Source organism: Paenibacillus ilasis (assembly GCF_043195395.1).
Classification (GTDB): Bacteria; Bacillota; Bacilli; order Paenibacillales; family Paenibacillaceae; genus Paenibacillus_AQ; species Paenibacillus_AQ lautus.
On sequence record NZ_JBHDJG010000001.1, the window covers coordinates 3,351,518 to 3,363,921 of the forward strand.

Here is a 12,404-nt window from a genome sequence, read left to right on the forward strand (position 1 = left end):
ATCATGATATCAAGCTGCTCGAAAACAAGCCTGTTCGATGCGGGATCATGATTGTATTCGCTCTCGATCGGCAGCAAAGGCGAAGCAGTTCCCATGCAGGTCTGCTTCCACAATGGAATGGACGACAGGATTCTAAGTTTTCCAATATAAATGGTCCGGGTCTTGGTTATTCCTCATTGCATGTCTTGCTGTCCAACCGCTTCCCTCCATGAATGCACCGGCTTCCAGTTCAGCCGCTCTCGCGCGCGCCGATTGGATACGAAAGCGGTCAATTCCTGAATAGAGGTCCCTGACAAAGGTACCTGTGGATAATATTGCTGTGCCAGTTCTTCCAAACCAATATCGCTGAGGATATCGCTGGACGTCACATCCAGGCGGCAGGACTCCAGCGCTTCATTAGGTCCTGTTTCTATCGCAAGACGGCATGCAGTGGCTGCATCTCTCGCATCGATGTAACTCCATAGAATGCGATGATGCCTGGAGGTATCGGAGAAAGCAGCAATCTCGCGGCTATACTCTTCCGGAGTCAGAACCAAAGAAAACCGCATAGCGAATACTTGCATGTCCACCTGCCTGGCAAATGTGTCGCCAATCAGCTCGTTGGTCTGTTTGGATAGTCCGTAGCTCTCCTGTGGCAGTAGCGGATGTCCTTCGTCAACGGGAAGATAGTGAGGCGCAAACGGATGCTTCGCCCAGCAAAAGCCGTAAGCCGACTCGCTGGACCCGAAAACGACACGCTGGATACCCAGCTTTGATGCGGCCTCCATAACGTTAAAGGTGGACATGACATTGTTAGCGAATATCCGCTCAGGCGAATAACTGACAGGATTCGGTATGGCCGCCAGATGAATCACGGCATCCGCCTCGGCTAATAATCCATATACCTCTCCGAGTTGATTCAAATCCCCTTGAACATAACGGGCATACCGGTTCCTTCCGCTGGACGGCCGGGTATCCGTGCCAATGACCGTGTAACCCGCCCGGTTCAGCTCTTCCACCACGTAATGTCCGAGTTTGCCTTCCGAGCCTGTGACGATGATTTTGTTCATGATGATGCCTCCTTGTCATTAGCCTTACGGCCGAAGTAGCGTTCCGTCCGGCTTGCGGTCCAGCTTGTATGGGTGGTGATAGGATGTGAGGCGTTTTGGATCACGCAGTAACGCTGTCGCTTTGGCCTCATCGATATCGATCCCGAGCCCCGGCTTGTCGTTAACCTGCAGATGCCCGCTTTTCAGCACCGCATGTCCGGGAAAGACTTCCTGTTCCTCTGCAAGGAAATGATTGCTTTCCTGCACGCCGAAACTCATGATGGCCATGTCCAAATGGGCTGCGGCCGCTTGATTCACGGGATCATTCTCCCCGCCTTCCTGCCATGCGGTCCGCACGCCGAACGCTTCGCAGACGGCGGCGATTTTGCGGCAGGGGGTAATCCCCCCGACCTTGGAGACACGCATTCTTACGAAGTCAATCAAGCGCTCTTTGACCAAGGGCAGCCATTCCAGAGGATGTACGAACAGCTCGCCAACGGCTTGCGGGGTTGTGCTGGTCAACTTCACGCTGCGATACCAGTCCGTGTGCTCCGACGGAAGCAGATCCTCCAAGAAGAACAAGCGATATGGATCAAGCTGCTTGGATAGGGCAACCGCACCTGAAGGCGTTAAATGCTCATGCACGTCATGCGTAAATGACAGATTCATGCCAAACCGCACACGTAATTTATCAAACATGGCCGGAATGGCCGTGATATAACGGGCTTCATCAAACCGGTTGGCAGCAGGGAATCTGGACGACTGCTGTCGTCCGGATACAAAACCGCCGCCGCCGTATCCACCAAGCTGGCAGCGGATCACGTTATATCCTTGCTCTTGATAAGCCAGCACCTCTTCCTCAAGCTCCTCATAGGAGGAACCATTGGCATGCGCGTAGCAAGGAACCGCCGTCCGGACAGCGCCGCCGAGCAGCTGATATACCGGCAGCCCCGCCTCCTTGCCCTTGATATCCCACAGCGCCATATCAATCCCGCCCATCGCCGTATGAAGCGTAGAACCGTTGCGCCAATACCCGCTGGTATACATGGTTTGCCAGATGTCCTCGATCTGGCTCGCGTCCCGGCCGATCAGAAGCGGCTTCAGCAATTCTTCGATAACGCTGACAATCGCCCCGGGCTGGTATATATCGCTGGCAGATCCGATCCCGTACAGGCCGTCCTGGTCAGTCAGCACTTTGACGATGACCCAGCTTCCGTCATGCCGGGTGCGAATACATTGAATGTCTGAAATGATAGCCATGCCCTTCCCTCCGTCATTAAAAGATTCCATCGGATCTGCATGCAGCCGATTGAATGCCGATGGTCTGGATTTTCGCCGGGCCTACCTTCAGCACGTAACCGGCTTCATCCCGACTAATCGGTCCTCCCTGATCTTCCATAATCGTGCTTTCATATACCTGATCGACATTGAATGATGGAGTTATCTTCATCCAAGTTGCTTCCGAGGACACATTGAAGGCTCGGAACAATATATCATCGCTCTCTTCACCCCGTTTTAACGCACTAAACGCGAGACCTTCCCCTTCCCATCGTAAAAACGCGTGTGACGATGGCAATGGACCTTCATGCACTCCTGTCTGCTGCACCGTCCATGGAACCGAGAATTGATATGCCTGCACATAGGCACCGGAGTTGACCACGTCCAGACCATGCGGAATCAGCTCCATCTCAGCGATGTGCTGCCCCAGGCACTGGGCTTCTGGCGTCGCGAATACTCCCCAATCCCCAAGCTCACGCACTCCGCGCAGCAGCGTGATCGCGAGCACGTTCTGATCCGCAAGCACTTCATACTCGTTTAGACCCTTGTTTGCAATCGTCAGTCCCTCATGGCCACTGCTTATGCTGACAAACGAGTTCTGATGCTGGGTATTGCTCGGATTGCTCCATTCCGCCTCCGGTTGAATTCGACGTTTTGCCAGCTCATAGATGGAGTCAACCGTCGCATGTTTTGCCTCAAGCCCAGTTCGAAACAGCATACGGATGCGATGATCCCGCACCGTATTGTCAATGTAACTCTTGATGCCGACCGAACGGCTATCCTTCTCAAGGGTCAGCTCTGTTACAAGCCGGACCTCCGCCATTTCGCTCACCCGCCGGGATTGACGGAACCGGAACGGTACCATGGACCGAATCTCTTCATCCAGCAGGTCATCCGCACGGGTCGGAAGCTTCCAGGTGTGTTCGATCCGGTATACCACCCTCAGCCCTGTATGTTGCATAAGCTTAATGTTCGCTGGGAGCCCTTGAGTGGTCAGTGGAACTTCGTCATCCGGCTGCCTGTACATATATTCATTTCCAATGTCGCCGGTATCCTCATAGATGCCAAGTCCCTCATACATGCGGTCATTGATTTTATCCGATAACGAAAAAGATCCGTCTTTGGCAATCACGATACGGAGAAACTGGTTTTCCATGACCTGATCGCCTGCGGCCAATTGAGAGGATACGGGCGCTCTACACGCCTTCTCACCTTTGACATCCTTGCGGACTAGGGCAAACGTGCGGTATCCGATCCCTGGAATATCTTGAACGTAAAGCTCCACTTCCACTTGATAAGCCCAGTAAGGCTGACGGAATCGGTCATCCGGCAGATCATAGCCAAACACCGGACCTATTGAAATAATCACGGCCTCCACCTGTTTCCCGTTCCCGTCTGTTACGATCCACTCCTTCGGATCAAATGTTTCAAATTGCTGTTTGAACTCCTGATACTTCAAATGTGGCGGCTGGTGGTCAAAATACCGCCGCTCCACATCCACTTTTGCCCTAACAACTCCTGATCGGCTGTGCCCCGAGGTGTTGAATACTACGAATGGGCGGGCCGCTCTCGGATCGAAACCGGAGGTATTTACCGATTCGGCTATCCAAGCCGCACTCTGCGCCGCAACCGATTCGGCAACCTGCTGGGATTTGGCAAACCTCGTCATCATCTCCCGGTGCACCTCGTCGATGCTGCAGCCGCAGATGCTGTCATGCGGATGATTCTGAAGCAGCGTCTTCCAGGCATATAACAGCTCATGCCGCGGATACGCCGCACCGGCCAGCGATGCCATGACGCCCAGCGGTTCGGCCACTTTCTCCAGCAGCGTTTGCGTTTTCGCATTTTGCTGCTTGATATATACACGGGCGGACGCCGTATTCACGAGCGTAATCCAACCGTCGGTCCATTGGCTTCGAAGCTCGCCGCGGATGACGTCCAGCGATTCCGGGCTCGCACTCCGCAAGGCGGCGATATACTCCGGAAAGCTGGAGTGACGGAACGTCACGCCAGGCACGAGGTTGGCGGCCGTTTGCAACGCCAGCGTCAGATCCTTCTGGAGCGGCTGATGGTCGCAACCGTTCATGAACAGCAGCTCCGGGCTTGAAGCGAATTCCTCGGCTTCGGCAAGCTTCTGAGTCCAGTACGCTTTTGCCTCATCAGGCTCCGCCGGAATCTCCATCCCGTTGTTGTACCAATTGGCGAACAGAATCGCCAGCACCCTGGAACCGTCCGGAGACTCCCAATGCATCTCCGAGTATTTGGAGGTATGCTCGCTGCCGGACTGGATTTCATTATTGAATCCCACGGGCTTCACGCCGCGTCCATAGACGGCTACTTCTATGCCCGCCTGACGAATCAGCTGCGGCGCCTGCCCCATGTTGCCGAAGGAATCCGGAAAATAACCGATCCTCGGGTAACCGCCCATTTTCCTTGAAGCGATGATGCCGATCAGCAGGTTGCGGGCGTTGGCTTCGCTGCTGACCAGGAATTCATCCTGGAGGATGTACCAAGGGCCCACGATCAGCTTGCCCTGTTCAACTAAGGATCGGACCTGATCCGCCCTGTGCGGCATGATCTCCAAATAATCCTCCAGCACGATATATTGGCCATCCAGGTGAAAGCTTGTAAATTCCGGGTCCTTTTCAAACGTCTCGATTAAATCTTCCATCAGCCGAACCAGCTTCAGCCGGTGCTTCTCATATGGCAGATACCACTCTCTATCCCAATGCGAATGCGCGATAACGTGCGCTGTTTTTGTAGTCATCCAGTTCATCCCAATCTTGTAAGGTTTAGTTCCGGTTAATTCATTTGTCGATGATTACGAATCCAAGCATTATTACATTTTGACCGAGCCGACCGTCATCCCCTTGACGTACATCTTCTGCATGAACGGGAACGCGACCAGAATCGGAATGACCGTAATCAAAGCGCCCGCCATCAATTCATTCCATTTCTTGAATGAGGAAGAATCCAGGTACATCAGGCCCATAGGCAAGGTGAACATATCCCGGCTGTCCACGATGATCATCGGCCACAGGATATTGTTCCAGCTGCCGATGAAGTTCAGGATGGCAATCGTCCCGATTGCAGGCAAAGCAAGCGGCAGGTAGATCCTGTAGTAGATTTTGAAGTTGTCGCAGCCGTCCAGCACGGCACTCTCGTAGAGCTCATGCGAAATCGTGCGGAAATAGCTGGTGAACAGGAAAATGGCAAACGGCGCAGCGCCGTTGATCATGGGCAGGATCATGCCGACGTACGTATTTTGCAGCCCCAGATTTGTCATGTTGATATAAAGCGGGATCAGTGTAGTTACCCCCGGAACAAGCAGCAGCGCAATGAACATGTAGTAGATGAATTTTTTGCCTCTAAATATAAACTTCGCAAACGAAAATGCCATCATGGTGTAGATCAGGATGACGCCGACAATGACGACCGCACTCACGATCACGCTGTTGACAAAAAACTGATAGAAGTTCAGTTTGTTCCAGACCTCTCCGAACGTGGACCAGGCCGGAGCGGCTTGCGGAAAAGGACTTTGCGGATTGGCCAGCGCATCTTGCGACGTTTTCAGCGAGGTGCCGATCATCCAGACGAAAGGATACAGGCAGGTCAATCCGTACAGGATTAGAACGACGTGTTTAATAAGTTTGACCATGTGATCCTCCTTTAGATGTCCGCCTGGAAGGAACGGATGCTGAAGATGGCGATAACGCCGGTAATCAGAAAAGATACCCATCCAATCGCGCTGGCCAGACCGTAGTCATTGTTCAGGAAAGCTGTTCGATACACCAGGGTGCCGATAACCTCCGAGCTTCCGGCCGGTCCCCCGCCCGTCATGATGAATACATTCTCGAAGGCCTGGAAGGCACCGTTCACCATCTGGATGACCGCAATGAGCGTAATCGGCTTCAGCAGCGGCCACGTGATTCTCATGATCATCGTAGATTTTTTGGCGCCGTCTACGCTTGCCGCTTCGTAAAGGGTGGGATCGATGGACGTCAGACCTGCGTAATACAGAATCAGCGTTCCAGGCAATCCGCCCCATATGGATGTCAGAATAATGCCGAGCAAGGAGGTCGATGAACTACCGAGCATCCCCCCGGGCACCGCCAGAAAATCCAGCCCCAGCCAGAGGAACAGCGAGTTGAACGCTCCGCTTGGTTCAAACAGTCCTTTCCATACATAGAAAATCGCTACGCCGGATGCAATCATCGGCAGGAAGTAAATCGTCCGGTACCAGGATGCCGCCTTCGTGTTTTGCAGCACAAAGGCCAGGACAAGCGCGATCGGTACGACGACTATGACCTGGGAAACGGCAATCACCAAGTTATGGAGCACCGCGTTATAGAAATTCCGGGTTACGATCGGATCATCGCCAAGCAGGAATTGACGGAAATTCGCGAGACCTTCAAACCGCGCCGTTGAAAAATCAATTCCTGACCAGTTATAAAAACTGAGCATGATCGAGAATCCGACCGAGTAAATGCCGATGGCAAGAAACAGAAGTACGCCGGGCAGCAAAAAAAGATAAGGCACCCACTTATTTCGACTCTTTATCATGATCCATCACCTTTGGCTTCTCAATTTAGCGATCGACTGAACCCGTAGTGGGTCCGGTCGATCGCTCCGGTATGCGGCTTAGTTGCCGCTGGCTTTCAGACTTTCCATCGTGTCGTCGAATGTTTTGGCCACTTCTTCGGCCGTCATTTTCTTCTCGATCATGGATTGCATCGATTGGGCGTATACTTCCCACTCTTTATGCTTGCCGCGATACGTATTGATCGCCGGGGACGCTTGGCTGTACGGCCCAGGCTCCGCTGCGAACGCATCCGATATCGACTTCAGGTTCGGGTCCAGATCCTGCGCGCGGTCACCCAGATTCAGTGCCGGTACGGTATACGCTGCATTAGCAAACGCAACGGCAGCATCCGGATCGGCGGTCAGGAATTTAATGAAGTCGAGCGCTTGATCCTTGTTCTTGGAATCCTTGTTCACAGACAGCATCGTCAAAGTAAAAGGATCCGTCGTCCAGCTCGTAATTTTCGATCCTTCCAGCGGCGGCACCGGGAAAGTAATGATATCCTCCGGATTCATCCCCATGGCCAGCAGCGTCGACATCGTGAAGGAACCACCCAGGTCAAAAGCAGCTTTGCCTGCGGCAAATGCCTGATCGGCACCATCGATATCCGTCGAAAGAATGCCCGGCATTAACAGATCTTTATTGGCTAACGTTTCAACCGCTTTCACCACCGGTAAATTAGCCGAATCGCTCATTTTGGACTTGCGTTCGAGCAGATCGATATAACCTTGCGGTTCATTCAGCATGATGGACAAAGCCGATCCGGCCCAGTTCTCCCACAAATCAGGAAGCTTGGCTCCGAATACCAATCCGGGCGTTCCCGTCTTCTCTTTGATCGTCTCCATCATCGTGACGAATTCCTCCCAGGTCTTTGGCGCTTCCGCCGTCAGACCCGCTTCTTCAATCAGCTTCTTGTTACCATAGAAGGTAAAGAATCCGCCGATATCCAAGGGCAGTCCGTAGAACTGGCCAGCCTTCAGCGACTTTTGAATCGTTGTGGCGTTCTTGTCTTCCTGCCAGGAATCAACCTGACTCTGCGTGACGATGATCGGATCCATAGCTGCACTGTAGTAGGTGCTCAAGATATCGTCACCTACCTCTCCCGAGAGCTCCATTACAGAGTTCTCGATGGAATCGCCGGCAGTTGCCCACCAATTCACGATATCCGGCAGATTCTTGGAGTTAGCGGCAGCCTGAAATTTCTGGCGGTACGTATCGTCCGGCGTGAACGTCTCCAATTTTACTTTGACGCCTGTTTTCTCCTCGTACAGTTTCGCGGCAGCCTCGATTCCCGGCGTATAAGCCACCTTCCAGGTCCACATCGTCAGTTCTTTATTAGTGCCCGAATCAGTTCCGCTTGATTGGCCTCCACCGCAAGCGCTTACAAATAGAGAAAAAACAGTCAACAGCGTAATCATCATTCCTGCTCTGGCTTTCATTGTGCAACCACCCTTATCTTCGATTTTTGAATGTCCTTCAGTTACGAACTCATTATGACTAGCCATATCCGGATAAAAGCTGCTACACCTCCTTTTGATCTCAAGGAACATTCATGCGTCCTGTCATTCATATGAGATGAATACGTCGTATTGGAAACGTTTTATCCAATAACTTTAATAACAATATAAACAACATATTTTTTGATGTAAATGTTTATTTTTTAATACAACCTAGGAGCTGGATCCATCCGACATTTTCTTTAACAATAAGACATCTCAGGTTTAACAGGCATAAACAAAGATTGATTCTCATTTTCATCCTCATGATAACTTGATATAAATAAACAACACTTGTATATGTTGTATTTTTATAATATATTTAAATCGGATCTATTAGCGATTGGAGATAAATGCCATGGTAAAAAAATTCACGCCCATGTACAAGAAAATCGAAACGTTTATCATTGAACAGATTCAAAACGAATATTGGAAACCTCGCAGCCGCATTCCTTCCGAGAATGAACTCGCAGAACAATTCGGCGTCAGTCGAATTACGGTGAAGAATGCACTGACGACACTGGTGGATAAAGGAGTAGTCTACAGACTGCAGGGCAAGGGCACCTTTGTGTCCGACCACCACCCGGAGGATATATCAAGTATCTCTTCAGACGAAAAAGCGACTCACACAGTGCCGACAATCGGTTTTCTCCTGCCCCGTCTGGACAACCGGTTCACCGCCAATCTGCTGAGCGGAATCGAAGATACCCTGTCCGCTAACGGATACCAGCTCTTATTCGCGAAAACCAATGACTCCCAGGAACATGAAATTCTGAGGATCCAAGAAATGAAGCAGGCCGGAGTAAAAGGTCTCATCATTTATCCCGTGGAAGGAGAGCACTACAACAACGAAATCCTGTCGCTTACGCTGAACCGCTTCCCCCTTGTCCTGCTTGACCGCGAACTAAAGGGAGTGGACACCAATTCGATCAGCTCGGATAACTATGCGGCGGCCATACAAGCCGTCAACCATCTGCATGAGCTCGGTCATAGCCAAATTGGGTTTATCTCTACACTTGTTGAAGGAACTTCAAGCATCGAAGACCGGTTACACGGCTACGAAAAAGCCCTTGAGGACCGCCACATTCTCATCGATCGCGGCATGCAGATGACAAAACTGACGATGACCAGCAGTGACGAGGAGGTTATCGCCATGATCCAGCAGTTTTTAAAGGCGAATCCGCAGATGACGGCTCTCTTGTCCTCTAATTTCAGCCCGCATGTCATTCAAGCTGCTTTACAACTCGGCATCTCCGTGCCGGAGGATCTATCGGTTGTATTCTTCGATGATGTGGAGTATCCGGACTTCTGCATCATTCCCCCTACGGCCGTCGTCCAGCAGGAGCTCGAACTCGGTCGTGAAGCCGGCAGGCTGATTATAAAGCAAATAGAGAATCAAAGCAGCGAATACCAGCAGATCAAGCTGCCCACGGTTCTGGTTCCCCGCCAATCAACGGCAAAAGCGAGGGAAACGAACCGAACGCCATAACATGTCGACTATCCATCATCAATGCGTGTTCACTCTCGATTCTGTGGACCTACTGAGCCTAACAACCCAAGCACTGTCCTTCCATCGTGAATAATATGAATGCGTAGCCGATGATCCATCATGAACCTTCAGGGGGCAAGAGGCCTATGCATGCCATAATCGGGATTCTCTCCATCATGCTGATGATACGCATTATCCGGCGCAAATCCCGGAAAAATAATCGATAACATACGATAGGTGGAAACTCGATTTGGAGGCTGCTTATCGACGTTTGATATATAATTACAAAAAACCGCCGGCCTGCCGCCAGCGGTTTTTGTGTTTTATTTGAATCTATCTTTCTTAGTCTGGTGCAACTCTTTTTGCCCCTTGTCACTTATTAAGTGATAGGAAAAAACGTTGCTCTAGACCCACCCCTGCTCTGCTTGGTAATATAGTCAGGTACTATTTTTGGGGGCGTGCGGGAAGGAGTCGGCCAGATTTGGAACAACAACGTTATCAGGATTTAAAATTGGGTGAAAAAGGTGCGATCATCAGTATCATTGCTTATATCTGTCTATCTGCAATCAAATTATGGATAGGTTACACTGCCAACTCCGAGGCCCTGCGGGCGGACGGATTAAATAATGCCACAGACATCGTGGCGTCCATTGCTGTATTGATCGGACTGCGATTATCGCAAAAACCTGCGGACCGGGATCATCCATACGGTCACTGGAAAGCGGAAACGGTATCCTCCTTGATTGCTTCCTTCATCATGATGGCCGTCGGGATCCAGGTCCTGTTCGGGGCCGTATCTTCCATGTTTGAAGGAAACCATGCATCGCCTGATCTTATATCCGCATGGACCGGCATGGGCTGCGCCATTGTGATGTACTTGGTCTACCGCTACAATAAGCGCCTAGCCGCCAAAGTAAACAGTCAGGCCGTTATGGCGGCTGCCAAGGACAACCTGTCGGATGCCTGGGTCAGCATCGGTACGGTCGTCGGTATCATCGGCGCCCAATTTCATCTGCCATGGCTCGATCCGCTTACCGCCGTATTGGTAGGCTTCCTGATATGTAAAACCGCTTGGGATATATTCCGGGATGCCTCTCATCATTTAACCGATGGCTTCGATGAGAACATTGTCAAAGACTATAAAGAAACCGTAAAACAAGTGGTTGGCGTTAAGGGAGTCAAAGACATCCGGGCAAGGAATTATGGCAGCAACACGGTTGTCGACATCGTCATCCTGGTCAGGTCGAATCTGGATATCCGGGTCGCCCATGATATTTCTGACCAGGTGGAGCATGAACTAAAAGAAACACACGGCGTTTATGACGTACATGTTCATATTGAACCGAGTTAAGCCTCCAACATTACCAAGTGACATAAGCAATGAAAAAGGTCCGGCCACATTCCTGTTGGCCGCACCTTTCACTTTATTCATTTTACTTATTGCTCCGCTATATGTTCTAGGATTGATTTATTCTTCAATTGAAGCTTTTATCATAAATCCTTATAAAGAAATTCTCTATATCTTTTAAATCCTTCATAGAAACTCTTAGCAACTTCATTATTCGCCCAGTAATCTAATTCAATTTTCTTTACTTCGCTACTTTCTGCCACTTCATAAACTGTTTCTATCAATCGTTTTCCTACCCCAGTGCTCCTGTATGCACTTAGAACATTAAGATGATGCAAAAATATGGATTCATATGAATTACAAAAAAGCATTTTCTTGGTGTTCTCTTTTCTCCAACCATACATACCCCATATCATGATCACCGTCTCTAACCACATAAAAGAAATTCGTATCTTTTGTCATGATTTGTTTGAAGAACTGTTTTACAGCATTTCCGATAACGTTCGCGAATTCACGACGTCCATCCCCCTTTGATAGCTCTTATCTAAGGGGGATGGATGTGTCCAGCTGCTCCCGCTTCCTCGAAAAACCTCGGCCGGACCAAGGGATGAATGACCCGAAGCGTGAATATATTGTTATCAGATGTCCGCGTCTTCCTTGAACTACACGCCACAATTAATCTTTATTTTTAATCACCAGACTGAAAGTCCTGTCCTTGTATCATTTTCATCAGTTATATATTCTAGAGATTCAAACCCCTGTTTCTTTATATGATTATATAAGTCTTCAAGCTTCTCAAGGTCTTTGCAATAAACGGTTATGTATACACTATCAATCACTAGAAGAACAATCTGACACTCACTCGAAAGATATTCGTCATATGATATTACATCTTTTATATTTGATCCTTTTGGATAAGCCTTTAAATTAGCAAATATTAAGTAGTACTTGTCATTTTCAATAATCTTTTTAAGGTCTTCTCCATTCATTCCAATAACCATGTCAGGAAATAGACTCTCTCCTATATTATTATCAACAATAAAATATGACTCTTCTCCACCAATAAGCCAATTGAAGGTAGTTATATCGATTGGTTTTAATATTTCTCCAAGAAAACTTCCATATGAATTTGGGATTTCAAAACTTATGCCTCTTTTCATTTATTCACCATCTTTACGCTGAT

Annotated in this window: 10 protein-coding genes; 2 read left to right on the forward strand and 8 right to left on the reverse strand. The window is 49.8% G+C overall.

What is annotated here, in order from left to right; genetic code table 11:
* Positions 1–173 precede the first annotated feature (173 nt).
* From ACETK5_RS15000 to ACETK5_RS15025, 6 genes are all read right to left on the reverse strand, one after another.
* Positions 174–1,049, reverse strand: coding sequence for an NAD-dependent epimerase/dehydratase family protein (locus ACETK5_RS15000; protein WP_394056520.1), 876 nt, complete (start codon positions 1,047–1,049; stop codon positions 174–176).
* 24 nt (positions 1,050–1,073) lie between these two features.
* Positions 1,074–2,288, reverse strand: a complete 1,215-nt coding sequence (locus ACETK5_RS15005; RefSeq protein WP_394056522.1) for an enolase C-terminal domain-like protein — start codon at positions 2,286–2,288, stop codon at positions 1,074–1,076.
* A gap of 16 nt (positions 2,289–2,304) precedes the next feature.
* Positions 2,305–5,073 (reverse strand): alpha-mannosidase, encoded by a 2,769-nt coding sequence (locus ACETK5_RS15010; RefSeq protein ID WP_394056524.1) that lies wholly within the window; start codon positions 5,071–5,073, stop codon positions 2,305–2,307.
* 72 nt (positions 5,074–5,145) lie between these two features.
* Entirely contained in the window at positions 5,146–5,964 is an 819-nt protein-coding gene (locus ACETK5_RS15015) for a carbohydrate ABC transporter permease (protein ID WP_394056526.1), read from the reverse strand.
* An 11-nt stretch (positions 5,965–5,975) separates the two neighbouring features.
* The gene (locus ACETK5_RS15020; protein WP_394056528.1) at positions 5,976–6,869 is read right to left on the reverse strand and encodes a carbohydrate ABC transporter permease; all 894 of its coding nucleotides are present in this window, start codon (positions 6,867–6,869) and stop codon (positions 5,976–5,978) included.
* Positions 6,870–6,947: 78 nt separating this feature from the next.
* Entirely contained in the window at positions 6,948–8,327 is a 1,380-nt protein-coding gene (locus ACETK5_RS15025) for an ABC transporter substrate-binding protein (protein ID WP_394056529.1), read from the reverse strand.
* Between the two features lie 415 nt (positions 8,328–8,742).
* Here ACETK5_RS15025 and ACETK5_RS15030 point away from each other — a divergent pair, with 415 nt between their 5' ends.
* Both ACETK5_RS15030 and ACETK5_RS15035 read left to right on the forward strand, forming a co-directional pair.
* Positions 8,743–9,873, forward strand: a complete 1,131-nt coding sequence (locus tag ACETK5_RS15030; protein ID WP_394056531.1) for a GntR family transcriptional regulator — start codon at positions 8,743–8,745, stop codon at positions 9,871–9,873.
* A gap of 481 nt (positions 9,874–10,354) precedes the next feature.
* The gene (locus tag ACETK5_RS15035; RefSeq protein WP_394056533.1) at positions 10,355–11,224 is read left to right on the forward strand and encodes a cation diffusion facilitator family transporter; all 870 of its coding nucleotides are present in this window, start codon (positions 10,355–10,357) and stop codon (positions 11,222–11,224) included.
* A 140-nt stretch (positions 11,225–11,364) separates the two neighbouring features.
* Here the strand turns inward: ACETK5_RS15035 and ACETK5_RS15040 are convergent, their stop codons facing one another.
* The gene (locus ACETK5_RS15040) at positions 11,365–11,637 is read right to left on the reverse strand and encodes a GNAT family N-acetyltransferase (RefSeq protein WP_394056535.1); all 273 of its coding nucleotides are present in this window, start codon (positions 11,635–11,637) and stop codon (positions 11,365–11,367) included.
* Positions 11,638–11,913: 276 nt separating this feature from the next.
* The gene (locus ACETK5_RS15045) at positions 11,914–12,381 is read right to left on the reverse strand and encodes a DUF2691 family protein (RefSeq protein ID WP_394056537.1); all 468 of its coding nucleotides are present in this window, start codon (positions 12,379–12,381) and stop codon (positions 11,914–11,916) included.
* Positions 12,382–12,404 lie beyond the last annotated feature (23 nt).

Coding starts and splice junctions, on each gene's coding strand:
- ACETK5_RS15040 (WP_394056535.1), bottom strand. CDS start 11,637: ATGATATGGGGTATGTATGGTTGGAGAAAAGAGAACACCAAGAAAATG.
- ACETK5_RS15030 (WP_394056531.1), top strand. CDS start 8,743: ATGGTAAAAAAATTCACGCCCATGTACAAGAAAATCGAAACGTTTATC.
- ACETK5_RS15005 (WP_394056522.1), bottom strand. CDS start 2,288: ATGGCTATCATTTCAGACATTCAATGTATTCGCACCCGGCATGACGGA.
- ACETK5_RS15020 (WP_394056528.1), bottom strand. CDS start 6,869: ATGATAAAGAGTCGAAATAAGTGGGTGCCTTATCTTTTTTTGCTGCCC.
- ACETK5_RS15000 (WP_394056520.1), bottom strand. CDS start 1,049: ATGAACAAAATCATCGTCACAGGCTCGGAAGGCAAACTCGGACATTAC.
- ACETK5_RS15025 (WP_394056529.1), bottom strand. CDS start 8,327: ATGAAAGCCAGAGCAGGAATGATGATTACGCTGTTGACTGTTTTTTCT.
- ACETK5_RS15010 (WP_394056524.1), bottom strand. CDS start 5,073: ATGACTACAAAAACAGCGCACGTTATCGCGCATTCGCATTGGGATAGA.
- ACETK5_RS15045 (WP_394056537.1), bottom strand. CDS start 12,381: ATGAAAAGAGGCATAAGTTTTGAAATCCCAAATTCATATGGAAGTTTT.
- ACETK5_RS15015 (WP_394056526.1), bottom strand. CDS start 5,964: ATGGTCAAACTTATTAAACACGTCGTTCTAATCCTGTACGGATTGACC.